Source organism: Sorangium sp. So ce1014 (assembly GCF_051521505.1).
Lineage (GTDB): Bacteria > Myxococcota_A > Polyangia > Polyangiales > Polyangiaceae > Sorangium.
The window spans coordinates 4,039,013-4,065,826 of sequence record NZ_CP150356.1 but is presented as its reverse complement, the minus strand read 5'-3'; the positions used below and the strand labels follow the sequence as shown (position 1 = coordinate 4,065,826).

Here is a 26,814-nt window from a genome sequence, read left to right as displayed (position 1 = left end):
CGGCCCTGCCGGCCGGCCGCCCCCGCAGCCGATCTCCCCGCAACCGCGAGCTCCCCGCAACCGCGAGCGGCGCGCTCCCCCCGGCGCGCGCCGTCGTCCGGTCAGTCCACCGCGAACAGCTCTTCCAGATCGGCCTTGGTGAGCTTCTTGGCGCCGCCTGCGTCCTCGCTGAGGACAGAGGAGACGAGCTGGCGCTTCTTGTCCTTGAGCAGCAGGATCTTCTCCTCGATCGTGCCCGCGGCGATGAGCCGGTAAGCGGTGACCACCTTCGTCTGTCCGATGCGGTGGGCACGGTCGGTGGCCTGCTGCTCGACGGCCGGGTTCCACCACGGATCGAAGTGGATCACCGTGTCGGCCGCGGTGAGGTTCAGGCCGGTGCCGCCTGCCTTGAGGCTGATGAGGAAGACCGGCACGCTCGGATCGCCCTGGAAGCGATCGACGCGCTGCGGCCGGTCCTTCGTGGAGCCGTCGAGGTACTCGTACGCGACGCCATCCTCCTTCATCGCCTTCTCGATGAGCTTCAGCATCATCACGAACTGGCTGAAGACGAGCACCTTGTGCCCGCCCTCGACGGCGTTCGCGATGAGCTCGCGGACCGCGATGAGCTTGCCCGAGTCGTCGTCGCCGAAGTCGCGCGGCAAGCCGAGCAGGCGCGGGTCGCAGGCCGCCTGCCGCAGGCGGGTGAGGCCCGCGAGGATCTGCAGCTGGCTCTTCGCGAGACCGACGCGCTCCACCTCGCCGAGGACCTGCGCCCGGACCTCGCGCGCGACCTGCATGTAGAGCGCCCGCTGCTCGCCGGTGAGATCGCAGATCTGGTCCATCTCGATCTTCTCCGGCAGGTCCTTGGCGACCTCCTGCTTCGTGCGGCGCAGGATGAACGGGTGGATCGCGGCGCGGAGCCGCTGCGCGGTCTTGTAGTCGCCCGCCTCGATCGGCCGCGAGAAGCGCGCCTCGAACTTGTCGAGCGAGCCGAGCAGCCCCGGCGAGACGAAGTCGAAGATCGACCAGATCTCCGACAGCCGGTTCTCGATGGGCGTGCCCGTCAGAGCGAGCCGGCGCTTCGCGCGGAGCCGCTTGGCCGCGGCGGCGGTGGCGCTCATCGGGTTCTTGATGTGCTGCGCCTCGTCGAGGATGGCGTAGGTCAGATCGAGCTGCGCGAGGAAGTCCTCGTCGCGGCGGAGGAGCGCATAGCTCGTGATCACGACCTCGGCGGCCTTCACCTCGTCGATCTGGTCCTTGCGATCCGCGCCGTGCCAGAGGGCCACCGAGAGCGAGGGCGAGAACCGGGCGAGCTCGCGCTCCCAGTTCGTGACGACGCTCGTCGGGGCGACGATCAGCGCGCGCATGTGCTTCTCCTCCTGCTTGACGGCGAGGAGGAGCGCGATCGTCTGGACCGTCTTGCCGAGACCCATGTCGTCGGCGAGCACGCCGCCCGAGCCGATGTCATGGATGAACTTGAGCCATGACAGGCCGGCCTCCTGGTAGGGACGCAGCGTCGCCTTCAGGTTCCGGGGCCGCTTGGTGCTGCCGATCTCGTCGATGTTGCTGAGCTTGTGGAAGAGCTCGCGCGCGGAGGCGGTCACGTTCGAGCCGCTCGCGTGCTGGATCAGCTCGTGCACTCGCCCGGCCTGCGCGAGCGGCAGCCGGCCGCTCTTGCCGGCCGCCATCATCAGCTCGACCTCGCGATCGAGCATCGCGCGCACGGCGTCAGGGTCGAACGCGGCGAACGAACCGTCCTCGAGGCGGACGTAGCGCTTGCCCTCGGCGAGACAGCGGCGCAGCTCGTCGCGATCGACGCCCACGCCCTCGCTCTCGAAGCTGAGCTTGACGTTCAGCCAGTCCATCCCCGAGGTGACCTTGGCGAACACGCCGATCGGCCTGCCGCGCACCTGCGTGTCGACGAGATCCTCAGGGACGAAGAGGTCCCAGTCGTCGGGGAGCTCGGCGAGCCCCTCGGTCCAGAACGTGAGCGCCTGATCGCCGTTCGCGATGAAGCCCTGGCCGGTCTCGTCCGGCTTGAGCCCGAGGGCGAGCAGCTTGCTCGCCGCGTCCTGCTGCGCGGCGATGTCGACGCGGATGCAGCGGGCGCGCTTCATCCCCTCCTCGGGCGGCTGCACGAGGACCGGGGGCGACATGCCGTCGGCGCGCACGGCGACCTCCGCGTCGCCGTACGCGGCGAACAGCGTGACGCGCGCCTCGATGAGCGAGCCGCCCGCGCGCATGCGGAACGTGGGAAGGAGGTCGACGACCTCGGCGATCTGGTTCAGGTCGGGCAGCTCGGCGCCGACCTCGAGCGCGATCTTGGGCAGCCCCTGCATGATGATGCGGGGCAGCTCGCTCATCGGCTCGCCAATGGTGGGCGAGCGGAGCAGGCGGCGCATCGCCGCGGGGGAGACGCGCTTGTCGAGGCGGCGCGCGAGCCCCTCCTGCGTGTCGATGTGCCAGCCCGGCCAGCCCTCGAACCACCCGCCTTGCAAGAGCGAGAAGCGGCGCTTGTCGTTCCCCCGCTCGAAGCTCGCCTTGACGATGATGGTGTCGCCGCCGACGGTCTCGAGGTCGAAGCGCGGCCGCAGGCTGTCCTCGCCGAAGCGGAGCTGCATCAGCGCCGGCTCGAGGAGCACGCGCTGGCCTTCCAGCAGCGGGAGCAGCTCGGCCACGTCCTCGCCGCGGATATCGACGGCCGGGTGGCGCGGGTTGCCGCTCTCGAACCGGGCGAGCAGCCGGAGCGCGTCCCGGTCGGGCGTCGGATAGAGCGCCTGCCAGGCGAGCGCCGCGGAGGGCAGCACCGGGACGCGCGCCTCGGCGTCGAGGACGGTGACGGTCAGCGCCCCCTGCCGGACGTGGAGGCGGAACTCCACGCGCCGGGCTCCGCTGACCCCTTCGGGCGGGAGCCAGGCGCCGATCCCGGTCTGCTTGGCCGTGGCGTCCAGGATCGGCGCCGAGAAGGCGACGCCGGAGCCCGGCGGCCCGTGGGTGCCGACGACGGTCGGGACCGGCACCGGCGGCGTGATCGCCAGCCGCCCGCGGCGGTCACGCCGGCGCACGCGCTTCAGGGCGTCACCGCCGGCGTGGGCGGTCTGCGGGACGAGCGCCGGGCTCGGCGGCTCGCGCCGGGGCTGCGCGCCTCGAGCCTGGTCGCGGATGCTGATGAGCAGCGCCGCGACATGCTTGCAATGCTGTCCAGCCTTCTGGAAGGCCGGACAGGAGCACTGCGACTGGATTCCATCGGGCGAAAGCTCGACCTTGACCGGATACGGTTCGGAGTCGGCGGCGCGGACGGTGCCGCTCGCCATCGTCTCGTTGATGGAGATGTCCTCGACGACGCGGCGGCGGAAGTACTCCAGCCCGCGGAGAAAAGTGCGGGCGCCAAGGAGCCTTCGCAGGCCACGATCGCTGAGGGTGGAGAGTGCGTCGGAGATCGGAGGCGGCACGTCGTGGGCTCGGGATACGGGTGCGGCGGCAATTCGCCGGGATGGATCGGGTGGACGGGAGCCGGGGCGGATCCCGCTGGATGAAGAACCGTCATCAGATGAAGAACGGCAAGAACACGATAGTCACGGCGGGGAGCATCTTGATGAGCACGTGGATCGCAGGGCCGGCCGCATCCTTGAGAGGATCGCCGATCGTGTCGCCCACGACAGCGGCGCCGTAGGTGGGGTTGTCCGCCCGCGCCCCCGTCTCGTCGACGAGGTAACGCCCACCGTGCGCGCCGGTAGCGATGTACTGCCTCGCATTGTCCCAGATCGCCCCGGTATTCCCCAAGAAGAGCGACCCGAGGACGCCTGCGACCGTCGCGGCCATGAGCAGGGCCGCGACTGAATCCGCCGCGACCAGAGGATTATCCTCCGTCCTTGCAAAGCGCAAGGCAAGTCCCACGACGACGGGGACCGCCACCGAGACGAGGGCCGGCGCGATCATATGGCGCAGCGCCGCCCGAGAGACCATCTCGACGCAGGGCTCGTGATCGCCGACGAAGCCCGGCGGCCGAGCCCGGGTCTGACGCCTCACCTCGTCAAGGACGCGGCGGCCGGCCTGGAGCACATTGCGGATGCAGCGGCCGGCCAGCCAGAAGACCAGGAGGATCCCGACCAGCGCGCCGAGGTAGACCTCGGGTCGGTCGAGGCGCACGACCATCGCGGTCGTCTCGCCGCTGCTCGGCGCGCTCAACGTCAGCGCGCGCCGCCGGGACTCGTCGAGGTAGCCAGCGACGAGCAGCAGCGAGGCGAGCGCGGCCACCCCGGCCGTGTACGCCTTCGTAAGCGCCTTGGCCGTGTTGCCGACCGCGTCCAGGACGAGGGTGCGTCCGCGCACGTCCGGCCGCTCGCGGGCGACCGTCAGCGCGACGATGCCGCCCGCGTTGTCCACGATGGGGCCGAACGCATCCATGGCGAGGACGTAGCCCGCCGTGCCCAGCATCCCCATCGTGGCGACCGCGGTCCCGAACAGGCCGCCCCAGGCGAGCCCGGAGCGGGCGCCGAGCAGGTAGGAGCCGAAGGTCGCGCCGACGACGACGAGGAGCGGGAGCACCGAGCTCTCGAGGCCGATGGCGAGCCCGCGCAGCACCGCCATCGCGGAGCCGCTGCGGGCCGCCTCGGCGAGCTCGCGCACCGGGCGGTGCCGCTGCTCGGTGTAGTACTGCGTCACGTGCAGCACGCCGATGCCCGTGACGATGCCGATGACGCCGCACGCGAAGAAGACCACCCAGTGGGCGCCGAGCAGCCACTTGGCAGCCCCGGCGATGCCGACGGCGTGCAGGATGGCCGTGACGTAGAGCCCCCGCAGGAGGGCGTTGAAGGCGTCCTCGCGGTCGTCGGTCTTGACGACCATCACGCCGAAGAGCGTCGCGATGAGACCGAACGCGCGGCTGACCAGCGGGAAGAGCACGACGGCGAGGGCGCTCGGGAGCCCGGCGTTGTTGCGGAAGAGCATGGCTCCGACCACCATGGCGCCCGCGTTCTCGGCGACGGTCGAGGCAAAGACGCCCGCCGCGCGCCCGGCGCAGTCGCCGACGGTGTCGCCGGCCAGGTCGACGATCGTGGCCGGGTTCTGCAGGTCGTCCTCGTCGAGGCCGACCTCCGCGCCCGCGAGATCGGCGCCGAGGTCGGCCGCCTTGGCGAAGGTGCCGCCGCCGAGCTGCGCCATCAGGGCGGCGAAGGAGGCGCCGAGGGGGTAGCCGGCGATGACCCAGGGGATGGTCGGCGCTAGCGCGAGCGCCTCGGCCGGCTCGGATCCGAAGCCGCCGCGGAACGCGAGGACCGCGGCGAACAGACCGCCGAGGCCGAGCAGGCTCATGCTGACGACGAAGAGCCCCGAGACGGCTCCCCCGCGGAGGGCGATCTGCAGCGCGAGGTCGAGCGAGCGGCGGGCGCCGCTCGCCGCGCGCACGCTGGTGCGGGGCGCGATCCAGGTGGCGACCCGGCCCGTCGCGACCGCGCTGGCCGCGCCGACCGCGAAGGAGAGCGTCAGCCAGACCCCGAGCTCCAGCGCCGGGACCGGGTTATTCTCCCCTGCGCGCCGGAGGAGGCCGTACGCGAGGAAAATGGCGCCGCCGAGCATCGCGGAGACCGCGCCGATCACGCTGCTCTGGCGGCGAAAGTACGCCTCGGCGACCCCCTGGATGATCGCGGCCACCCGCTGCATCTCGGGCTCGACCGCGGGGCGCGCGACGACCCAGCGAGCAAGGTAGACCGCAAAGGCGAGCCCGATCAGGCCGCCGCTGAGGATGAGCGCAAGCTCCGTCATGACGGGCGGACCGGGCACGCACCGTGGACGCGCTACCTCGGCCGGTGAGGGATAGTGCGGGCGGTGCCCGCGGAAGCGCCGCAGGAACCCACGCTGCAGCGGCGCACGCCTTCCCTACTCCGGCCAGGTGGGCCGTGCAAGCGAAGACGACGCGCGCAGCTCCCGGTCATTTCACGGCATTCGCGTCGCGTCCGACCACGTGGTCCAGGCGGATCTTCGCAGCGAGCGCGCCGACGCGCGCGTTGAGCTGCTGCAGCCGCGCGCGCGTGACCTCGGTCTCCGCGTCGACCACGTCGACGCTCGTGGCCCGCCCGGCCCGGAACAGCTCGGACCTGACGCGCATCGACTCCGCGGCCGCCGCGAGCTGGCGCTCGGCGGACTCGATGCTGCCCGCGGCCTTGCTCAGCTCGGCGTACGCCGACGCCACCTCGAGCCGGAGGGCGTCGCGCAGCACGGCCTTCTGCTCGGCGACCTGCATGGTGCGGGCGTTCGCCTCGGCGGAGGCGGCCGCGGTGGTGAAGACGTCGTTGAGCACCCAGGTGGCGCGAACGCCGGCGGCCCACGTCATGTCGAACTGGTTCTGCGACGGAAAGACGCGCTGGTTGGGGTTCGCGTAGGTGAGGTCGGCGAACGCGTCCACGCGCGGGAAGTAGCCGGCCCGCGTGACCGCCTCGGCCTTCTCGAGCGAGTACTGCGTCTCGTCGAGGGCGCGGATCTCGAGGCGCTTCTGGAGCGCCTCCTGGAACAGCGCCGGGAGCGCCTCGGCGGGCGGCTTCGCGGGCGCGCTGCCCATCACGTCGATCCCGAGGGCGAGCGGCCTGTCCTGCGCCGCCCCGAGCGCGATCCGGATCTGGTCGTCCGCGACCAGGAGCGCGGTCTGGGCCTCGATGAGCACCTGCTCCGCGCCGGCCACCTGGGCTTCGAGCCGGAGCACGTCGGCGCGCGAGAGCAGCCCCACCTCGAAGGTGCGGCGCGCGTCCTCGACGTGGGCTCTGGCCTGAGCCACCGCCTCGCCTGCGACGACGACCTGGCCCTTCACGCGGACCCAGTTGAAGAATGCGAGCTTCGCGTCGGCCGCGGCCTGCAGCGTCTCCGCCTGCAGCTCGAGCTTCTTCGCGCTCTCCGCGTGCGAAGCCGATGCATACCCCTGCGAGAGGCGGAGCACGTAATCCGAGATGGGCACGGCGAGGTTGGCCGTGAGCGCGTACGTGTTCACCGCGTTGTAGGGTTCGATAGCAGGCTGTCCGCCCGGCCCCGGAATGCTCGCGAACAGGTCGGCGAGCGGGTTCTCGACCTCGGACAACCGGGTGTACGTCGCCGTTACCGTGACCCGCGGAAAGAAATTGACCATCGCCTGGTCGACCCTCGCCGATGCCGCGCGGAGGTCGGCCTGCTTGGCGCGGAGCGATGCGCGCGTCCGCAGCGCGGCCTTCGCGACCTCGTCCGGCGTCAGCCCTCCTGGCTGGGGCGCGAGCGCGGTGGCGAGCGGATCGGCCTTCGGCGCCGCCGGCTGCGCCGCAGCGGCGGGAGCCTGCGGTGGCTGCGGCTGGCCGGGGGCGGGAGGCGCCGACGCGGGCTGCGGGGCGGCCGGCTGCGCGGCGGCGGGCGGTGCGATGAGCCCGAGGGCGAGCAGCCCGGCGAGCGTCGAAGCGAGCGAGAGGCTGCGTCGAGACGAGGGTGCGGTGCTTTTCATGACCGGTCGGTCACTTATGGGCGGTGAAAGCACCCGTCAAGATCGCAGGCGATCCCGCGCCACTGCGCATCGGCGATCGCTCGCTCCACCGTCCCACGAGCGTGACCGCGCAGCCTGCGCTCTCGCCCCACGACGGCCGTGGCGGCGCAGGCGCACATGAACCCGTGATGGCGCCCCGCACTGTCCAAGATCGCGCTGGCTCCGTGGTCTGACGTGTTCGTCATGCCGTGCCGCAATGGGCCACGACAGCCGGGACATGACGACCGGCTCCCGGGAGGGGCCCCCTCGTCCAAGGCAGCGTTCGTACCCGTTCACGCGCGTCGTGGACGGCAGAAATCCGTCGCTCACGCGGAGGCAACGCTTATTGCGGCGCTCGATCGAATGGAAGAACATCTCATCAAGTGGCCGCCATCTTGCTTGGCGGCTGACCGGAGGCCTCAATGCATAGACTGCTTGCATCGCGCTGCAGCTTCTCCCCGATGCTCGCCATCCTCGCGAGCGCATCATCGTTGGCCGCCTGCGCTCCCTGGGATCTCGGTGAAGACGAGCCCCCCCAGGTCGATGATCCCGGGAGCGTCGCGATCGCGGCGGAGCCGCCGCCCGCCATCAGCGGCGGGACGCTCGCCGTGAGCAGGAGCGCTGTCAGGGCCGTGGCCTCGGATCCGGATCGCGACCGGGTGTGGATCGTCGATCTGCAGGCGCAGCAGCTGACCGCGGAGATCGTCCTGGAGAAGGGGGATGAGCCGGGCCGGGTCGTCGAGGACGACGCGGGGCGGTTCCACGTCGCGCTCCGCCGCGGCGGCGCGATCGTCACGGTCGACGCGGACAGCGGGAAGGTCGTCGAGCGGCGCGCGGCATGCCCGGCCCCGAGGGGGATCGCTTACGACGCGAGGACCGACGAGCTCCACGTCGCCTGCCTCGGCGGCGAGCTCGTGACGCTCCCGGCCGGCCCCGGAGACGCGACGCGCCGCCTGCAGCTCGATCGCGACCTGCGCGATGTCGTCGTGGATGGAGAGCGGCTCCTGGTCAGCAAGTTCCGTGCGGCTGAGCTGCTCACCGTCGACGCGGACGGCAGCGTCGCGGAGCGGCAGAAGATCCCGCAGTTCAACCTGTTCGGACAGGAGTTCGTTCCGACCGTCGCCTGGCGGACGGTCGGCCTGCCGTCCGGCGGCGTCGCGATGGTGCATCAGCGCGCCCTCGTCGCGCCCGTCGAGATCGTCGAGGGGGGCTACAGCTCCGGCGGATGCGACGGGAGCATCGTGCACAGCACGGTATCGGAGGTCGGGACCCCCGATTCCGGCGACGGGCCGAGGGCGTCCCCTGCCCTCCCATCCGCGACCCTCCCGGTCGACCTCGCGGTGTCGGCCGACGGCGCATCGTACGCCGTCGTCGCGGCCGGCACGAACGAGATACTCCTCACCACCCCGACGACCTTGAACGCGAACATCGGCTTCGAGGTCGAGGGAACCTGCATCGATGCGCAGCAGCGGATGGCGGTGGACGGCGAGCCCACCGCCGTCGCGTTCGCCGGCGACGCCGTGATCGTGCAGACGCGCGAGCCGGCGGGCATCCACGTGCTCGGGATCCCCGGCATCTCCAGCAACCGCGTCATCACGCTCCCCGGGGAGAGCCGGAAAGACACCGGCCACGAGATGTTCCACCGGAACGCGGCCGGTCCGATGGCCTGCGCGTCGTGCCATCCGGAAGGCGGCGAGGACGGCCATACCTGGGTCTTCAACCCCATCGGGCCCCGGCGCACCCAGTTCGTGAGCGGCGGGATCCTCAACACCGCGCCGTTCCACTGGGACGGCGACATGTCGGGCATCGAAGCCATCATGGACGAGGTCTTCGAGCGCCGCATGGGCGGCGTGCACCAGGGGCCGCGCCGGGTGAACCTCTTCGCCCGGTGGATCGACAGCCTCCCCGCTCCGCCGGTGTCGCTGGCGCCCGACCAGGGCGCCGTGGCGCGCGGGGAAGCCGTCTTCCACGACAAGACCGTGGATTGCGCGCGGTGCCACGCGGGCGCTCAGCTCACGAGCAACGAGTCGTTCGACGTCGGCACGGGCAAGGCCTTCCAGGTGCCGTCGCTGGTCCGCATCGGCACGCGCGCGCCGTTCATGCACGACGGATGCGCCACGTCGCTGCGGGACCGGTTCACCAACCCCGCCTGCGGCGGCGGCGACCTGCACGGCAAGACGTCCCACCTCGCCGACGACCAGATCGACGATCTGGTCGCCTACCTCGAGACCCTCTGACCCCCCGCCCTACCGGCCCCCCGGCTGGATTTCCGCCGGGGAACCTGCCCGATCGCGCCCACCTCACCGCGAATGATGTAACGAGCGCCGAGCCGCGATATGCTGACGCGGCGTGAACGTCGCAGAAAAAGTCGCCACCCTCGAAGCGCTCCTCCAGCGGGTGCAGCGGAACACCGCTGCGCCTCGAACCCGGTCGCAGCTCCCGGTCTCCGCGGAGCTCGTCCCGCACCGCGGCGAGGCGCCCGGCGCCATCGCCAACGACACGGCGGGCGCGGCCTTGCCCGACGCCAGGTTGATCGCGGCAGATACGTCGCCGGCGAACGAAGCACGGCCGGCAGGGGCGGCCAGCGCGGTCGCCGTGGGCGGACCGTCCGCGCCGCGCGCCCCCGAGCCGTTCCTGGACGACGTCGGCAGCATCGACGGTTCGGGCCTGCCCGGCGGCCAGCTTGCCGCGCCGCCCGCCGCTCAGGCGCCGCAGACCGCGGCCGCCGGCGTCGCGAGACAGCCGTCCGCGGTCGCGAAGGCGCCGCAGCAGCCTGCTGCGAAGACGCCGCCACAGCCTGCGGTGAAGATGGCCGCAGCGGCCACGCCCGCCGCGAGCGCAGCCAAAGCGCCGGCCGGCAAGCCGGCGGCCACGACCCCGGCGCGGATTCCGGCGCCGCCTCCCAGCTCCCCCGGGAAGTCGGCCGCGAGGCCCGGGGCCTCGCTCGATCCCCGGGTCGAAGCCCGTGACGCCGGCCCCCAGGAGACCTTCCGCCCGCCCGCGGAGCCCGCCGAGCCCAGGCCGAGAGAGGCGACCCGACCCGCGGCCAAGGTCACAGCGCCGGCCGCCAGGTCAGGCCAGGGCAGGGACGCGCTCGCTGCCGGTCCGGCAGTGCCCCCCGCCCGCGGCTCCAGCCCGCGCGCAGAAACGAAGCCTTTCTTCCCGCACGAGGACACCGCGGGAAGGACGAAGGTCGTGGAGAGCGACAGCGAGCTCTCGTTCGCGGGGCTCCTCCCCGACGAGCCGGCGCCCGCGCAGAGGTCGGCTGCAGCGCTGAAGATCCCCGCCGAGCGCAGGCCGACGCCGGAAGCCGCGGCGCACGAGGCGCGCGCCGAGCGCAGGTCGTTCCCCGACCGCGCCGAGGCGCCCGCCACGACCACGCCGGTCGGGAAGGAAGGCGCCTTCGCGCTGGACGCGGTCCGCGCGGCGTCCACCGCTGAGCCGGTCACCCCCAAGGCGGAGCCGGTCGCCGCGGCCACACGGCGCCCGTTCGGAGAGCCTGCCACCGAGCGCGAGTTCAGCCGCGACATGGTCGACGACGAGCCGACCGTGATCCGCGGCATGCTCGAGGACGAGGCCACCGTCATTCGCTCTCGCCCCGAAGGCCTTGAAGACGAGGAGACGGCCGTGCGATCCGCGCGGTCCGAGGCCCAGGCGATCGCGCGCTCGGTCCAGGATCAAGAGACCGTCGAGGCGCCGCCGGGGGTGCTGCCCAAGGACGCGAGCGAGGAAGCGGATCGCAAGTCCAGGTCGAAGCCGGTCGATCGCGATCTCCTCCCGAAGGTCATCACCAAGGACCCGCCCATCACCACGGAGCAGGGGCTGAAACCGTCCGAGCGCGTCACCGCGCGTCCGCCCGCCGACGTCAGCGTCACCGATCGCCCGTCTCCGCGCCCGCGTTCCCGCGTGGGCATCCTCATCGCGGCCGTGGCGCTCCTCGTGGGCGGCGCAGCGGTTGCGCATCGGCTCGGGTTGTTCGGCTCCGAGCCCGCGCCCCTCCCGAACGTCGTCCCCGACACCACCCCGGGCGCAACGCAGGACGTGACGGAGCAGCCTCCGACGACGGCTCAGACGCCGACCGCCGCGCCCGCCGAGACCGCGGTCGCACCGGCGCCGGCCGAGACCGCGGTCGCACCGGCGCCGGCCGAGACCGCGGCGCCGACCGAGACCGCGGCGCCTGCCGAGACCTCGGCGCCTGCTGCGGGTAGCGCCGACGATCTGCCGCCGAATCGTGGCCATCTCTTGGTCAACTCGCCCCAGCAGGCATCCGTGTACGTGAACGGCTCGCTCGCCGGAAGTACGGGAGAGACGCTCGACGTGCCCTGCGGGACGCGTTACGTGCGGCTCGGCAAATTGACGACGGAGAAGGTGTCGAGCCCCGCGTGGCTCTCCTCGGGTCAAGCGGTCATCGTCGGCTGCCGCAAGAAGACGGTCCTGTCGATCGCGGCCACCGTGGCAACCCCGTCGCCGGACCAGCCGGCCAAGCGGAAAGCCAAGCCCGCCGGCACCGCCGCTCCTGACGACGAGGGCTCGGCGCCGGCCCCCGCCGAAGAGACCACGCCTCCCGCCTCGACGGCCGACCCCGCTCCGTAGCAACCCCCCCGCGCTGCTCTGCTCAAGAACCCCTGCCACCTCGAGGGCGGCCACACGCCCTGCAGGGGGGCAGAAGCGCGGTGCTAGGCTCGGCGCCCCATGGAATCCAAGACAGCTGCCCTACCCGGCGAGGCATTTGCGGCGGCGAGCGAAGCGGCGGGCTCGCCGGCGTCCGGCAGGACGACGAGCGCTGGACCCTTCCCGACGCGCAGTCCGGCAGGAGGAGAGCCCCTCGGCGACGTCGCGGGAACAGAGCCCAGCGCCGTCGCGATGATCGTCGAGAGGGCGCGGGCGGCGCAGGTCACCTGGGCCGAGATCCCGATCCGGGAGCGGGCAGAGCTCATCGCGAGGGTCAAGAAGCGCCTGCTCGCGCGGGCCGAAGAGATCGCAGCGCTCCTGCATCGCGAGTGCGGCAAGCCGATCGAGGAGGCCGCGCTGGCCGAGGTGCTGCCGAACGCCGATCTCGTCGACTACTGGACCCTGTCCATCGAGGAGCTGCTCGACGAGTCCCCCGTCGATCTCGACGCGCTCGCCTATCCCGGCAAAGTCGGCCGTATCCGGAGGGATCCGCGCGGCGTCGTCGCGCTTATCACGCCCTGGAACTACCCCGTCGCGATCCCGCTGCGCACGATCGTGCCGGCGCTGCTCGCGGGCAACGCGGTGGTCTTCAAGCCGAGCGAGGTCACGCCGCGCGCCGGCGCGCTCGTGGCGTCGCTGTTCGACGGGCTGCTCCCGGAGGGTGTCCTCGGCGTCGCCCAAGGCGGCAGCGACGTCGGCGCCGCGCTCATCGAGGCCGGCGTCGATCTCGTCGTCTTCACCGGCAGCGTCGCCACCGGTAAGAAAGTCGCCGTCGCGTGCGCCGAGCGCCTCGTCCCGACGTCGCTGGAGCTGGGCGGCAAGGACAGCGCCATCGTGCTGGACGACTGCGACCTGGAGCGCGCCGCGCACGGCGTCGTCTGGGGTGCCTTCACGAACGCCGGACAGAACTGCGCTTCCATCGAACGCGTCTACGTCGAGCAGGCGATCGCGGACCGCTTCATCGCACGCGTCGTCGCGCTCACCGGGCAGCTCCGAGCCGGCGTCGACGTCGGGCCGATGACGACCGCGCGGCAGGCCGAGATCGTGCGGCATCAGCTCGACGCGGCCGTCGAGAGCGGGGCGGAAGTCCTCGCCGGCGGCGCGCCGGAAGCTGGATCGCTCGCCTTCCCGCCGACGGTCGTCAAGATCGAGCGCGAGGACACGCCGCTGCTCCAGGACGAGACCTTCGGCCCCATCCTCCCCGTCATGGTCGTGAAGAACGCCGAGGAGGCGATCGCCCGCACCAACGCGTCACGCTTCGCGCTCACGACGAGCCTCTGGACCCGCGGCTACGAGCGAGCCCACGCGCTCGCACGGCGGCTGCGCTCGGGCGTGGTGACGATCAACAATCACGGCTTCACGGGCGCGCTCCCGGCCGCTCCGTGGACGGGGACGGGCGACAGCGGCTCCGGCATCACGAGCAGCCCGCACGCGCTCTCGGGCCTGACGCGGCCGCGCTTCTTCCTCGAGGACCGCAGCAGAGCGAAGCGCGAGCTGTGGTGGTATCCTTATACTCCGGCGCTCCGGACCGTCGCCTTCGCGATGGCGCGGGCGCGAGGTGGAGCCGGGTTCTTCGGCCGCATCAGCGCCCTGGTCGAGCTCGTCGCCGCGTTCGCGAGGCGCCTGCTCGGCCGCTGATGCGGAGGCCATCGAGCGAAACGCATGCGCCCTCTGATCCTCCTCTCCAACGACGACGGCTACTCGGCCCCGGGTCTGATCGCGGTACGCGACGAGCTCGCCCTGCACGCCGACGTGGTGGTGTGCGCCCCCGCGGTCAACCAGAGCGCGACGAGCCACTCCCTGAGCCTGCACCGCGTCCTCCGGCTGCTGGAGGCCGCGCCCGGCGTGTTCGCGGTCGACGGGACGCCCGCCGACTGCATCTATGTCGCCCTCCACGCCGGCACGCGCGTGCTGCCGCGCCGCCCGGATCTGGTCGTGTCGGGCATGAACCATGGGCTCAACCTGGGCTCGGACATCTTCTACTCGGGCACCGTGGCCGCAGCGCGCGAAGGAGCGCTCCGCGGCATCCCCTCGATCGCGCTCTCCGCCGACGCGGGCGCGTCGCGCCCGGCCGCGGCGGCGCTCGGCGTGAAGCTCGCCCTCGCCCTCCACCGCGCCGCCGGGCCGGAGGGGCGCCGGCCGGCGCCGCTGCTCAACGTCAACATCCCCGCGGGCAGCAGCTGGCCCGTGCGCGCCACGCGCATCGGCGCGCGCCTCTACACCGAAGAGGTGATCTTTCGCCGGGATCCCCGCGGGCACGAGTACCTCTGGATCGGCGGCGCAGGCGTACGCCACGACCTCGTCCCCGGCTCGGACACCGAGGCCTACGACGAGGGCGCCGTCAGCGTCACCCCGCTGACGCTCGACCTGTTCGCGGCGCAGCACGAGGGCGTCGCGCGCCAGCTCGCCGCGGAGCTCAACGACGGTCGCACCGGCTGACGGCGCGCGCGTCGCCCTGGCAGCGCTTTCCGGCTCGGGTGCGCTCGCCTACGCTCGGCGCCATGTTCAACCACGACGCCCTGCCCTCCGAGCACGCGCTCCGCTACCTCAAGGCCCACCTCCGCAACGTCCCGGATTTTCCGAAGCCGGGCATCCTCTTCAAGGACATCACGCCGCTCCTCGCCGACCCGCGGGCGCTCCACATCACGCTGGATCTCCTGGCCCAGCGTTACATCGGGGAGCACGTCGACGTCGTGGTCGGCGTCGAGTCCCGGGGCTTCATCTTCGGCGGCGCGCTGTCGGCCCGGCTCAACGCGAGCTTCGTGCCCGTGCGCAAGCCCGGCAAGCTCCCGGCCGCGGCCGATCGGGTGGCGTACGCGCTCGAGTACGGCACGGCGGAGCTGGAGATGCACAAGGGGTCGATCAAGCCCGGCGCCAGGGTCCTCGTCGTGGACGACCTGCTCGCGACCGGCGGCACGGCCTCGGCCGCCGCGGAGCTCGCGCGCAAGCAGGGCGGCGAGGTCGCCGGCTTCGCCTTCGTCGTCGAGCTCGACTTCCTCGGCGGCCGGGCGCTCCTCGCCCAGCGCGCCGGCGACGCGGCCCGGGTCTACTCGATCGTGCACTTCGCCGCGGGCGAGTGATCGTTCAGTCCTGCCCCACGCCGACCTGCAGCTTGCGCGCAACGATGCGGCTCGCGCTGGTCGCCCGGGTCGGCCCGCCGACAGGGAACGTGATGACGACGGGGCCCGCCCCGCCCTTCGTGATGCCGCCGCCGTGCGCCCCCACGAGCTTGCCCAGGCTCGCCGCGTCGAGCGAGGCGCCGGCGCCTCGCAGCGCGTCGATCGGTCCAGCCCCTCGCAGCGCGGCCAGCGCCCCTCGATCGACCGCCGGCATCTCGGCGAAGACGCCGGACGCATAGACGAGCGCCGTCGCCACAGCGGCCGGATCCGGGCCGCGGAACCAGGCGCCTGCGTCGTGATAAGGCAGGTGCGCGCAGCGCGCGTACAGGGCGCCGAGCTCGGCGCTCGCGCCATCGGCCATGCGGTCGGCGAGCGCGACGAAGCGCGCCCGGAGCGCGGGATCGAAGTAGGCCCGCGCGTACCCGCTGGAGAACCGCGCGGTGATCGCGCGCCACGACGGCGAGCGCCCCGCCTCCTCCTCGTCGAACCCGGGGACGATCTCGACGAGCCCGTCGGTGATCGCCGCGAGCTCGGCGTCAGCGGCCGCTGTCAGCTTCCCCTGGGAGATGAACGCGCCGAGCCCTACGGACTCGGCGGACAGGGTGTCCTGCCCCGCGGCACCGGCGGCGGCCTGCGCCGCGCCGCCGCCGCGGGGCGTCGCCAGCCAGAGCTCGGCGACCCAGCCAGCGAGCTCGAACGGTCCCATCGATGCACCCGAGTAGATGCGCTTGCGCGCCGCCTCGCAGGTGCGCGCGTTCCGCGCCGCGTCCTCGCCGACGGCCGTCTCCGGCGCTGCCGGCAACGCGGCCGGCGTCTCCCGCGATCGAAGCAGGCGCACCGCGACGAGCACGCCGACGACCGCGAGCACCACCGCGCCGATCGGGATCACGACGTGCCGCGCCGGCCGGATCGGCACGGTCGGCGCCGGCGGGGCCAGCGAGCTGACCGCGCGGTGCGCCTGCGCGAGCCGCCGCGCCAGGTCGGACGCCTTGCGCGTGCGCAGGTCCCGCGGCAGGAGCGGCCACTGCTCGACCAGCTGCTCCAGATCGATCGCCACCGGCGCCCCGCGCCCATGCAGCGCGATCTGCCTTCCCTGAACGCTCACCGCGCCCGAGGTCCCGAACAGGCCCAAGGCCTCCTGGACAGCCGCTTCGATTTCCCGCGCGCTGGAGTCGTCCACGATCGCAGGTTACCCGGATTTGCGGCCAGCATGCCGCCGCTTCTTCGCGGGGCGCCAGGGCTTGCGGGCGCGGACGCGGCCGGCGCGGGAAATGCCACGGAGGGGCGATGAAAATGGCACATTCTCACGCGTGCAGAAGACGCGCGTCTACCTATCGCCAGGCATGTTCGGCTTCGCGACCCTCGCCTCCCTCGAGTACTTCGAGCATTTCATCCGAGCGCTCGAGGAGCGCTTCCGTGATCGCGGCCGCATCGTCGAGATCCACGTCTGCGAGGTGCATCCGACGGCCTCCATCCTCCGCCGTGCCGCGAAGCTCGCCCGCCTCGTGGACGAGAGCGCCGGGGACGACGGTGGTCCGATCCACATCGTCGGCCACTCGACGGGAGGCCTCGACGCCCGCCTCGTCGCCTCACCCACGGTGCGCCTGCCCGGGAACGCGCACCGCCGGCTCGGCTGGACGAGCCGGCTGCGGTCCGTCACCACGATCAACACGCCTCACTTCGGCACGCCGCTCGCCGCGTTCTTCGCCACGGTGAGCGGCCAGCGCCTCCTCTACGCCGTCACGGCGCTCACGGTGGCGGGCCTCAAGCTCGGCGCGCCGCCGCTCGCTGCCGCGTCTGCGCTCGTCGCCGCGTTCGGCCGGGCGCAGCTCGGCTTCTTCGAGATCGAGCTCATCGATCGCGCGATCGAGAGCTTCATCCGCGTGCTCGACGACGCCTCGAGCCGCGAGCTGCGCGCCTGGCTGAAGCTCCTGCGCGACGACCAGGGCGCCATCGTCCAGCTCATGCCCGAGGCGATGGACCTGCTCCACGCCGGCCTGGTAGATCGCGCGGGCCTGCGCTACCAGAGCGTCGCGACGTACGCGCCGCGCAACGCCGTCCGCGACTGGGTGTCGGCGCTCCGCTCGCCGTGGGGCGCGATGTCGGCCGCCCTCTTCACCGCGCTCTCGAACATCACGGCTCGACTGAACGAGCACTACCCGTGTCGCTCGCATGACGGCTCGATCGAGCAGAAGCTCGCGAGCGTCCTCGGCGAGCTGCCGCCGCCGGACGCCAACGACGGCGTGGTCCCGCTCGCCTCGCAGGTCTGGGGGGACCTCATCTGGGCCGGCAAGGCCGACCACCTGGATATCGTCGGCCACTTTCCGGGCAAAGGCGGGCACATCGACTGGCTGGCGAGCGGCGCGCGCTTCAATCGCCTGCGCTTCGACGCGGTGCTCGACCGGATCGTGACCGGGATGGTGGCCGGCGAGCAGAGCAGCGCGGCGGCGCCGCCGCGCGTGGTCGTGGAGACGCGCGTGGTGGAGCGCGCTCTGGACATGGCGCAGGGCGACGCCTCAACGGGATCGAGCGGAGAGCCCGTCGCGTGAGCGGCGGCGGCGCAGCGCGCGCGCTCCAGCAGATCACGACGGAGCTCGTAGCGTGCCGTCGGTGCCCGCGGCTCGTGGCGTGGCGCGAGGACATCGCGCGGGAGAAGCGGCGCGCTTACCGGGACCAGACCTACTGGGGTCGCCCCGTGCCAGGCTTCGGCGATCCGGATGCGCCGCTCGTGATCGTCGGGCTGGCTCCGGCGGCGCACGGCGCGAACCGCACCGGCCGGATGTTCACGGGCGATCGCTCGGGTGACTTCCTCTACGCGGCGCTCTTTCGAGCGGGGCTCGCCTCCCAGCCGACGAGCACCGCGCGCGACGATGGGCTCTCGCTCGAGGGCGTGTTCATCACCGCCCCCTGCCACTGCGCTCCCCCGGACAACAAGCCGATGCCCGCCGAGCTCGCGGCGTGCCGCGGCTGGATCGAGAGAGAGCTCGCGGCACTGCACCGCGCGCGCGTCTACCTCGCGCTCGGCAAGATCGGCTACGACGCCGTCGGCGCGCTCGCCCGTTCGCGCGGCGCGTTCGCCGCCGGTGAGCGCGCGCAGCGCAGCGCCGACGCTGCCCCGCACCTCCCTCCGTTCGCGCACGGCGTGGAGGCGCGCCTCCCCGACCCGCGCGGCGGCGCCGGGGAGGCGCGGCTCTTCGGCAGCTACCACGTGAGCCAGCAGAACACCCAGACCGGGCGGCTCACCGGCGACATGTTCGACGCGGTCCTGCGCCGCGCCCTGGAGGCAGCGGGGTTGCGTGCCCTGGAGCGATCCGGCGGCTAGCCCTGCTTCGACAGGATCTTCTGCAGATCGCCCGACTGGAACATCTCCATCAGGATGTCGGAGCCGCCCACGAACTTCCCGTCCACGTAGACCTGCGGGATCGTCGGCCACTGCGAGTAGTCCTTGATTCCCTCGCGCAGCGAGGGGTCGCTCAGAACATTGACGTCTTTGAACTCCACGCCGCACTTCTTCAGGATGTCGACGGCCCGGGCCGAGAAGCCGCATTGCGGGAAGGTCTTGGTGCCCTTCATGAAGAGGACGACGCGGTTGCTCTCGACGGTATCCTTGATCGCCTGGTGGATGTCGCTCATGGCTCGTTCCTGATCTCCCGCCGCGAGCGGGATCGCCCGTTGTTCAATCTACAGGGAAGCGGCGCGTGCCTGCCGGACCGCGCATGGGCCGGCCGGCGGGGCTCGCGGTATCGGCCTTGGATCGCCAGGCGGACCACGTGACCGCCGTGCCCCGGACGCGCAGTTGTGGACGGGGTTTTTGGTGTCGCCTTTCGCCCGCGTCAACTGGGCGAAAGCGCCGCAGGGTTTCCAGTGCGGCGAGGTAGGGGGCCGGTGCGCGCCCCGCGGGCGGATGCGCCCCGCGGGCGGATGCGGCGACGGCGGGGTGCCTCCTTGCGTTCAACGCAGCGGCGCGCTGGGACGCCAGGCGGGCTCAGCGCATCCGGCGAGGGTCGAACGGCCGCAGCCTGGGAGACCCGTGGCATCGTCGACGCGATGCGGTGCCCTCCTCTCCGTGGGCACGGGAGATCGCACGCCGGTCGGCAACGTGCTCCTCGGTCCGCGGCCCAGCCGCGGCGACCTCCGCTTTCCGCTGGCTCTGCACGCTTCAGCCTGCCCGCACCTCAGCGTCTGGCCTCGCGCCGCCAAGTCGTTGTAGAACACGCCCCCACCGCAGCCGTCTTACCGCCCGTGACCAGCGGCCGTGAGCCGCCGCGGGTGCGGCGAGCGTCCCAATGTCGTGGCCTCACCCCGCACAACCCTGAAGGAGCCTCGTATGCGCTTGTACGTCCTCATCCCTGCGGCCCTGCTCGGCCTCGCGCCCCTCGCCTGCGGAGGCAGCGACCCGGAGCCGAACAACCCGTCGCAGATGCAGAACCAGTACGGGGCCCCGCCCGGCCAGTACCCCCCCGGGCAGTACGGTCCGACCACCCAGCAGCCGGGCCAGTACGGTCAGCCGACCACCCAGCCGGGATATACGCAGCCTGCCCCCACGACCCCCACGACAACCCCCGCCCCGACGCAGACGGGCACGAGCACCGGGCAGGCGACCCCGATCGCGCCCGCGGCGGTAAGCGCCGCGACCCCGGTGCTCACGGCCATGGCGGCCTCCGAGGTCCAGGGCATGCAGCCCGAAGGCGGCGCCTTTGCCGGGCAGTTCCAGGACGGCCAGACGCTCGAGCAGCCGTTCAACATCCAGCCGGGCAAGTGCTACTCGGTCATCGGCGTGGGCCTCGGCGTCCAGGAGCTCAACCTGCAGATCGTCGCGCAGCCCGCGCCGATGCTGCCGCCGGTGGTGCTCTCGCAGGACAACACCACCGGACCGAACGCCACGCTCGGCGGCAAGGGGCAGTGCTTCAAGAACCCGCTCCCCGTCGGCGGCCCGGCGAAGGCCATCATGACCGTCCGGGGCGCTGGCCTCGCCGTCGCCCAGATCTACGTGAAGTAGCCGCATTCTGCGGCTCGACGCCGCCTGCCACGCATTCCGGGGTCCCGCGCGGCGCCGCCGTTCGCGCCTCGCGGGACCCCGGCGTTGCTCGCGGGCTCGTCGGTGTGCGCCCGCTGACCTCGCGCGCCAACGATCGGCAGCGTCGCTGGCCACGGCTCGCCGGGTGAGCCGCCATGTGCTCCGTCCTCGGCTTTTCGCCAGGGGAGGTGCGAGGTACACTCCACGGGTGAACTTGCCTTCGAAGCACTGGGCGCTCCGGATTGTCCTGGTCGGACTGGCGTCCTGCTCGCTTCGTCTGGCCGACGGGTCGGCAGAGGACGCCGATGTTCCCCCGGATATCCCTCGGCCGGGAACGCTGGCGTTCGAGCAGCAAGGGACGCTTCAGCTCGTGCCGGGGGAGCTGCGCACGCTCTGGATCACGGGCCAGCCGCCCGCGCCGTACGAGATCAGCTTCACCCTCCTCGGCGAGGCCGCGGGCGCATGGGTCGACCGCACCACGGCCATCGCGGACGACAACGGCAGGGCCTCGGTCCAGCTCCACGCCTCGAACCTGGGGAGCACGTTCCGACTCCGCGCCGCCACGAAGAATGGCCCGGTCGCCGAGCTCGGCGTGTCGGTGAGCGCGGAGGGCTTCGGCACGCTGCGCGTCATCCCGGTTTACCAGGGCACGCGCGTCGCGAAGAGCTGGACCGCGAGCGTTGTCGCGGAGTCCACATGCGAGGAGCTCGCAACGGCCGCACCCCAGGCGCCCATCGGTGCGCTCGTGGCGCACGGCGGTCCGGACGAGCCGGTCGTCGTCGAGGGCGCTCCTGTGGGGCCGAGCCTCACCATCGCGCTCCACAGCGGCCGGATCATGTGGGGTTGCGTGGGCGAGCGGGAGCTGCAAGCCGGGTCCGCGCGCGACGTGTACGTCCCGATCAAGGACCTGCCCATCCACCTGGCGGCGACGCGCCTCAACACGAAGCTGACGCTCGTGACGGACGATGGGCTGAACGCATGGCTCGAGGCGGCGACCGAGCAGCTGGTCGACGCCTTTTTGCCCGCCGGCGCGGAAGCCGCGTCCCTGCTCGACGCCATGCAGCGCGCGGCGCCGGCGGTGCAGGCAGGCGCGTTCGCTGCGCAACGGGTCGAGCGCGGCTGGGACGCGGCGGCGCAGGCGCACCTCGCCGCGCTCCCGATCCCCCTGCGCAACAGGTGTCGTGGATGGGCCCGCGCCGGGCTCGCGGATACGCCGCTCGCGATCGACGGCCATCTGAGCGGGCTGGAAAAAATGCCGGGAAGCGCGGTCTTCGAGGCGAGCTGGCTCGGCAGCGTGACCGCCGACAGCGCGGGCGTACCGCCGGAGCAGCTCATGTCGTGGACAGCGGATCCCGGCGATGTGCTCCGCCTCTCCGGGACGCTCTCGTGGGTGCCGAGCCGTTACATCGGCGGCGCGGTCGGGCTCGGGGCTGCAGTGGAGACGACGGCGGAGTCCGTCCCTGCGGCGCTCGCCGATGGAGCGGAATGCTCGGCGCTCGGCGAGCTGCTCGGCGGCTACGCCGGCTGCAACAGCGACTGCATGGCGATGCTCTGCGCAGGCGGGCTCAAGCTCCTCTGGCGCGAGGGCATGGACGCCTCGGAGACCGCCGGGCTGATCGGCGAGATCGTCGTGAACGCCTCGGGGCCGGCGCAGGTCAACAGCGCAGCGGCGCCGATCGCCTGGACGGCAGACTGGCTCGGAACCATCCGCTACGGAGACGGCGAGGAGGTGAGCGTCGAGGGGCAGGTGAACGCGGTGTCCACCGACGTCATCGCAGACTAACGCTCACCTGGCAGCGTCCTTCGGCTCGCAGCGCAACCACCACCTCCGGCCCGTCGTCCGCTCGGTCGCCGCGAGCGGGATCGCGCCGGCGGCGATATCGAGCTGCTTTTCGGGTGCCTTCGAGAAGGTGCCCTGCAGCCTCACCGACATCGCCTCGACGCACGCGCTGCCGGGATCTAGGCGAAGCCGGAACTCGGCGCCATCGACGGACGGATAGCTGCCGCCGAGATCGAAGCTCGGCGAGCCCTCCAGGCTGGTGTCGAGCAGCCAGCCGTCCTGACCCGGATGACAGCGGTCGAGCGGCGTGTCCACGAGATCCTTGCGGCCGAGCGGCACCGCCTCGCCGAGCGCACCCGTATCGCGATCGATCGGGAGCACGTGCCAGGAGCCGGCGCGCACGCCAGGGTCCGGGGCCGTCGAGATGAGCAGGCCGACGCCGCCGCCCAGCACGCGCCGGACGAGGCGCGGCGGATCGACGCCATAGCTCGTGCGCCCAGGGCGATGGTAGGTCGCCAGCTGCCGCGCGATCCCGAGATCGGCGCGCCACAGCGCCACGGCTTCGTACGAGCCGCCGGGCGTCACGAAGAACCAGGTCTCGCCGAGCCGGACGGCGCCGTTCGGGAACGGCCGGAGGAAATTGCCGGCGCGGCCCGCGCTGTCGCGAAGCGGAAGGACCGGCAGCCCCTCGGAGACGGCGAACAGGTTGCACCCAGCGCCACGACACACGTGGGTCAACGCAGCCCGTCCGCCGGGATCGAGGTACGCGCCCCAGGAGGCAGCCCCGTAGCTGGCCACCCCGAGCGCCTCGGCGGCCGACGCCTCATCCGACCAGGGTGAGGCGCTCACGCCGCTGGAGCGCACCCCGCCCTCCGGGTCGAAGCGGTCATCGAAGCGGATGAGCCATCGCCCGGCGCGCGCCCAGTCAGCGCCCCGCTTGCCCCACGCGTAGGCGCGCATCGTCACGATGTCGTACGGGGCTCCGTTGTCGAAGCCGATCTCATCCGCCCCGAGCGCGGGCGGCGGCGTGTTGCGGAACGGAGCCCACGCGGAAGCCGTCGCCGCCTTGGACGCCGAGCGCACGGCCGACGGCGCTGGCCGCACGGCGGGCGCGGCGCGCGCGGCCGACGGCCTCTCCGGCAGCGGCGGGGTCGAAGAGCCGAGCGCCTCGCAGCGCATCCCGACCGGGCTCCCCGCGCGCAGCGGCGTCTGAAGCACCGGCGGCGGCTTCGCTTCGGCGAGATCGTCCGGCACCGCCGTCTTCCCCCAGCCGACCCGGATCCAGCCCTTGAAGACGCAGCCGACGGGGCCGCACGCGCGCGTCCGGGACGCCGCCGTGTCGGCGTCGCGCTCCGGCACCTCGATCGAGCGCCACGTCATGCCGCCGTCCGTCGACTCGGCGGCGAGCTCGCCCTCTCCCAGGGAGAGCGCGAACCGTCCTGACAGGAGCGCGCCCGTACCGTCCTGGCGCGGCGCGCCGGCGGTCACGTTGCCGCTCTTCACGTCGATCCGGACGCCCACGATCGGGCCGCCCGCCTCCACCCAGCCGCCGAGCACGCCAGGCTCCCGCTCCTCGAACCCCTCGAGCCACATACCGCGCTGCAGGTCGCGGGCGGTGCTGCGGGGCTTGGTCGGAAGGATCAAGGGGACGGCGGTGACATCGCTCCCCTTGAGCAGCGTGAGCTGCCCCGACGCGCCGGGACGAGGCGGCGAGAGGACGGCGACCCGCCCGTCCGCGAGCGCGACGACACGCTCGATGCCGATGTCTCGCGCGGGCGCGCGGACGTGGATCTCGCGTGTGCCTCCCTCGGCGGCGACGATGCAGTACGCGCGGCCGTCCCGCGCATCGCCGTCCTCGCCGCACGAGCCGCGGATCACCAGCGCGCCGTTGCCGCTCGAGGCCACGAAGCGGGGCTTGTCGAAGCGCATCAGCCGGCGCATGCCGAGCGGCCGCTGGAAGGCGTAGAGCGTCGTCGGCCCCTCGCGCTCGCCGCAGACGAAGCCGAACGATGCGCCGGTGCGGATCGCATGGCACGTCGCCTCGCGCTCGGAGTAGGCGTCCGGCGCGACGTCCACGACCGACCCGTCGCGCAGCGATACGCGCGCGAGGGCGCCGCCACGAGCCACCACCGCGGTCGAGATCGAGTCGGGCCACCCGTCCTCGACCGCGGTGCGCAGCGCGCGCCGCCCGAACGGCCCCTGGGCGCGCGCCGGGGGCTCCTGCACATCGTCCGACGCGTCGAGGGTCCGGTACGTCACGCCGCCGCGGGCATCGACCGCGTAGAACCCGTTCGCCGTCATCACCGCCGGATCGCCGCCGATGATGCTCACGGCGGTCGGCCGCGCGTCGATCTCGACCTCACGCCACGTGGCCCCGGCGTCGAAGGTGACGAGCAGGCCGCGCAGGTCGGCCTCGACCACGGCGCGCCAGCCGTCGGCGAACGCGAGCTGGCCGTAGGCGCTCGCCGGTGGAAGCGGGCCGAGCGGCATCGCCGCGCCCGTCTGCGCATCGATCGCGAAGAGCCGATGGCTGTGCGAGAGCCGGGCATAGAGGCGATCGAACCCCGCGATGATCTCGTTCGCCTCCGACGGCAGCTGGACGAGCGGCTCGAGCGGGGCGAGCCACGCCTGAGCGCGCCAGAGCTGCGCGCTCCCGCGGTTCGACGCGTAGAACAGGTAACCGCCGCCGAGCCGCGTCGGGAGCTTGAGCGCGGTGACCTGACCCGACGGCAACAGGTCAGCGGCGCGCTCGATCGATCCATCGTCGTGCGCGATGACCCGCATGCGATCGATGAGCACCCGCTTGGCCCCCGCCTCGCTGGCCACCACGCCGCGCTCTCCGACGAGATCCGGGAGCAGCAGCGACGGCGTGACCATCGTCACGAGCGCCCCCCGCGCGGCTCGGCCGCCCGGCGCCGAGAGCGACGCCTGCGCAGCGCCGCCGTGATCGCTCGACGTTTGCCCTCCGGCCGACGCGACCGCCGCCCGTCCGCCGCACCCTGCAGCGCTCACGCCGAGGAGCAGCGTCATCGCGACGAGCGGCGCGGCGCCGGGCGTCCACCGAGGAATCGACGCGTGCAGCCGCCCGTCGGGCTCGGTCATGACGGACGATGCTAGCGCGCCCCCCGGGGCGCCGCACCGTTCTTGCTGCCGTCCGCTCGACGGAGACAGCCACGGCTCAGCTCGTGCGTGGTCTCGTCCGTCGGCTCGCGGCGATCGCGCCTCGCGCGGCCAGCGCTGGCGAGTCGCCAGCCGCAGGAGCGCAGCTCAACCGGCGAGGCGCTCCGGTTCACAGCGGGGGGCCTGACGACAGCCCCCGCGCGTTCACTTGCCCTTGGCGGAGCACTGCATCGCGCACATCAGATCGCCCACCGCGCACCCGCAGCCGCCGCGCTTCGGGGCCGGGGCGGCGGGTGTGGGAGTGGCCGCGCCGGACTGCTGCGCCTTGCCCCCGGTGCTGCCGCTGGCCGGACGCGGCCTCGAGCCCGCGCGCGCGCCCGCTGCCGCCGGGGCGGCGGTCGGCGCCGCGGTCGCGACCGGCTCTGCCGTGGCGCTCGCGGTCGCCGTCGCGGTGGGCGCCGGCGGCTCGGGCTCGGGGGGCGCCGTCGTCGCCGGGGCCGCCGCCACGGGCGGCGTGGTCTCGGCAGCGGTGGGCGCCGGCGTTTCGCCGCCGCCCTTCATCAGGAGGAAGACGCCTGCGATCGCGATGCCCGCGATCGCGATGCCGGCGCCGATGATGATCGGCGCCCGGTTCTTGGCAGGGGCATCGACGGTCGGCGGCGCGACGGACGGCGCCCGCGCCGTGGTCACGATGGGCGCGCTGAGCTGGAACAGGCCGCCGTCGCTGGCGACGATGCTCGCGACCGGCGACGGCGCTCGGACGCCGGCCCCCGAGGCGAGGGCCTTCAGGTCGATGAGGCCGGAGTCCTCCGAGGCGCTGACGGCCGACCGTGCCGGAGCAGGGGCGGCCTTCGCCGTGAGGGCGCTCAGCGAGAACAGCATCGAGTTCTCGTCGCGCTGGCCAGGAGCAGCGCCGCTCTTGAAGAGCGGAGCGCTCGTGGCCACGTCGTCGGAGCTGGGCCGGTGCGCCTCGGGCCCCGGGCTCGCGCCGAAGAGGTCCTGCGTCGGGCGCGCCGGATCGCGGCGCACCGCGGCCGCGCGAGGAGCGGCCGCCGCGACCGCCTCGACCCCCGGAGACGTCGGACCGACCGGCGCGGCGGCGCTGGGCACGGACTGCGACGGCACGGGCGCCGAGTCCTGCGCGGCCACGGAGGCCGGGGCGCTGCCAGCGTGCAGCGCCGCGACGATCGTGTCGACCTGGCCGAGCGGCTGCCAGTCGGCCATGCCGTCCGCCCAGATGTACGTCTCGGCGTTGATCGCCCCCGCCTGATAGCTGGCGACGATCTCGGCCACCGTCATCGAGCGTTGATCGCCATCCGCCACGTTGACCAGGTACGTGGTCCCGTCGGCCGGAACGCTCGTGCCGGAGACCGGATCGGCGACCCCGCCGTTGGTCGTCACGCCCGAGCTGTTCACGAGGATCGTGGCGCCGCATTTGCGGCACTTGATCTTGACGGTTCTGCCTTGGACCTTCTCGTCCGAGACGGTGTATTTCGACTGACAGGACTGGCAGGTGATCTTCATTGGGGGCTGGCCCGCAGGGGTGTGGTGCCGGCGAGGCGTCGCGTAGAGTTTACCTTGATGCCGCGCCGGTGGCCCGCTCTCTGACGTGCCAGTCGCGCGTCTGATCTCGCAGCTCCGCTTTACGATAGCC

At 72.7% G+C, this 26,814-nt stretch carries 16 protein-coding genes; 9 read left to right on the top strand and 7 right to left on the bottom strand.

Features of this window, described 5'->3' with window-relative positions; all coding sequences use genetic code 11:
- Window positions 1-101 precede the first annotated feature (101 nt).
- From WME75_RS15415 to WME75_RS15405, 3 genes are all read right to left on the bottom strand, one after another.
- A complete protein-coding gene (locus tag WME75_RS15415) occupies window positions 102-3,431 on the bottom strand; it encodes an SNF2-related protein (RefSeq protein ID WP_437491310.1) in 3,330 nt (1,109 codons plus the stop codon).
- Between the two features lie 94 nt (window positions 3,432-3,525).
- Window positions 3,526-5,742 (bottom strand): sodium-translocating pyrophosphatase, encoded by a 2,217-nt coding sequence (locus tag WME75_RS15410; protein WP_437491308.1) that lies wholly within the window; start codon window positions 5,740-5,742, stop codon window positions 3,526-3,528.
- A 166-nt stretch (window positions 5,743-5,908) separates the two neighbouring features.
- Window positions 5,909-7,435, bottom strand: coding sequence for a TolC family protein (locus WME75_RS15405; RefSeq protein WP_437491305.1), 1,527 nt, complete (start codon window positions 7,433-7,435; stop codon window positions 5,909-5,911).
- Window positions 7,436-7,875: 440 nt separating this feature from the next.
- Between WME75_RS15405 and WME75_RS15400 the strand changes: the two genes are divergently transcribed.
- The 5 genes from WME75_RS15400 (at window position 7,876) to WME75_RS15380 (ending at window position 15,204) form a co-directional block, all read left to right on the top strand.
- Window positions 7,876-9,690 carry a cytochrome-c peroxidase gene (locus WME75_RS15400; protein WP_437491302.1) on the top strand — a complete coding sequence of 605 codons (1,815 nt, stop codon included), beginning with the start codon at window positions 7,876-7,878 and terminating at the stop codon, window positions 9,688-9,690.
- Window positions 9,691-9,802: 112 nt separating this feature from the next.
- The gene (locus WME75_RS15395) at window positions 9,803-12,046 is read left to right on the top strand and encodes a hypothetical protein (RefSeq protein ID WP_437491300.1); all 2,244 of its coding nucleotides are present in this window, start codon (window positions 9,803-9,805) and stop codon (window positions 12,044-12,046) included.
- Window positions 12,047-12,145: 99 nt separating this feature from the next.
- On the top strand, window positions 12,146-13,762 hold the full coding sequence (locus WME75_RS15390) for an aldehyde dehydrogenase family protein (RefSeq protein ID WP_437491297.1): 1,617 nt from the start codon (window positions 12,146-12,148) through the stop codon (window positions 13,760-13,762).
- A gap of 24 nt (window positions 13,763-13,786) precedes the next feature.
- Window positions 13,787-14,563 carry a 5'/3'-nucleotidase SurE gene (gene surE, locus WME75_RS15385; protein ID WP_437491294.1) on the top strand — a complete coding sequence of 259 codons (777 nt, stop codon included), beginning with the start codon at window positions 13,787-13,789 and terminating at the stop codon, window positions 14,561-14,563.
- Window positions 14,564-14,601: 38 nt separating this feature from the next.
- Window positions 14,602-15,204, top strand: a complete 603-nt coding sequence (locus WME75_RS15380; protein ID WP_437491292.1) for an adenine phosphoribosyltransferase — start codon at window positions 14,602-14,604, stop codon at window positions 15,202-15,204.
- Window positions 15,205-15,208: 4 nt separating this feature from the next.
- Here WME75_RS15380 and WME75_RS15375 read toward each other — a convergent pair whose 3' ends face one another.
- Window positions 15,209-16,423: a hypothetical protein gene (locus WME75_RS15375; RefSeq protein WP_437491289.1), complete on the bottom strand. Its 1,215-nt coding sequence runs from the start codon at window positions 16,421-16,423 to the stop codon at window positions 15,209-15,211.
- A gap of 130 nt (window positions 16,424-16,553) precedes the next feature.
- Here WME75_RS15375 and WME75_RS15370 point away from each other — a divergent pair, with 130 nt between their 5' ends.
- The gene (locus WME75_RS15370; protein WP_437491286.1) at window positions 16,554-17,792 is read left to right on the top strand and encodes an esterase/lipase family protein; all 1,239 of its coding nucleotides are present in this window, start codon (window positions 16,554-16,556) and stop codon (window positions 17,790-17,792) included.
- Window positions 17,789-18,565: a uracil-DNA glycosylase gene (locus WME75_RS15365; protein WP_437491283.1), complete on the top strand. Its 777-nt coding sequence runs from the start codon at window positions 17,789-17,791 to the stop codon at window positions 18,563-18,565. Before WME75_RS15370 ends, WME75_RS15365 begins: the two co-directional genes overlap by 4 nt.
- Here WME75_RS15365 and grxD read toward each other — a convergent pair.
- A complete protein-coding gene (grxD, locus tag WME75_RS15360; RefSeq protein WP_437491280.1) occupies window positions 18,562-18,876 on the bottom strand; it encodes a Grx4 family monothiol glutaredoxin in 315 nt (104 codons plus the stop codon). The genes WME75_RS15365 and grxD overlap by 4 nt on opposite strands.
- A gap of 694 nt (window positions 18,877-19,570) precedes the next feature.
- Here grxD and WME75_RS15355 point away from each other — a divergent pair.
- Window positions 19,571-20,242: a hypothetical protein gene (locus WME75_RS15355; RefSeq protein WP_437491278.1), complete on the top strand. Its 672-nt coding sequence runs from the start codon at window positions 19,571-19,573 to the stop codon at window positions 20,240-20,242.
- Between the two features lie 226 nt (window positions 20,243-20,468).
- Window positions 20,469-22,043, top strand: coding sequence for a hypothetical protein (locus WME75_RS15350; RefSeq protein ID WP_437491276.1), 1,575 nt, complete (start codon window positions 20,469-20,471; stop codon window positions 22,041-22,043).
- Between the two features lie 3 nt (window positions 22,044-22,046).
- Here the strand turns inward: WME75_RS15350 and WME75_RS15345 are convergent, their stop codons facing one another.
- Window positions 22,047-25,142: a hypothetical protein gene (locus WME75_RS15345; protein WP_437491273.1), complete on the bottom strand. Its 3,096-nt coding sequence runs from the start codon at window positions 25,140-25,142 to the stop codon at window positions 22,047-22,049.
- 222 nt (window positions 25,143-25,364) lie between these two features.
- Complete coding sequence (locus tag WME75_RS15340) at window positions 25,365-26,684, bottom strand: zinc-ribbon domain-containing protein (protein ID WP_437491271.1); 1,320 nt, start codon at window positions 26,682-26,684, stop codon at window positions 25,365-25,367.
- Window positions 26,685-26,814 lie beyond the last annotated feature (130 nt).

Excerpts from the sequence above, each read along its gene's own strand:
- WME75_RS15390 (WP_437491297.1), top strand. The coding sequence starts at position 12,146 with ATGGAATCCAAGACAGCTGCCCTACCCGGCGAGGCATTTGCGGCGGCG.
- WME75_RS15405 (WP_437491305.1), bottom strand. The coding sequence starts at position 7,435 with ATGAAAAGCACCGCACCCTCGTCTCGACGCAGCCTCTCGCTCGCTTCG.
- WME75_RS15340 (WP_437491271.1), bottom strand. The coding sequence starts at position 26,684 with ATGAAGATCACCTGCCAGTCCTGTCAGTCGAAATACACCGTCTCGGAC.
- WME75_RS15410 (WP_437491308.1), bottom strand. The coding sequence starts at position 5,742 with ATGACGGAGCTTGCGCTCATCCTCAGCGGCGGCCTGATCGGGCTCGCC.
- WME75_RS15400 (WP_437491302.1), top strand. The coding sequence starts at position 7,876 with ATGCATAGACTGCTTGCATCGCGCTGCAGCTTCTCCCCGATGCTCGCC.
- grxD (WP_437491280.1), bottom strand. The coding sequence starts at position 18,876 with ATGAGCGACATCCACCAGGCGATCAAGGATACCGTCGAGAGCAACCGC.
- WME75_RS15345 (WP_437491273.1), bottom strand. The coding sequence starts at position 25,142 with ATGACCGAGCCCGACGGGCGGCTGCACGCGTCGATTCCTCGGTGGACG.
- WME75_RS15355 (WP_437491278.1), top strand. The coding sequence starts at position 19,571 with ATGCGCTTGTACGTCCTCATCCCTGCGGCCCTGCTCGGCCTCGCGCCC.
- surE (WP_437491294.1), top strand. The coding sequence starts at position 13,787 with ATGCGCCCTCTGATCCTCCTCTCCAACGACGACGGCTACTCGGCCCCG.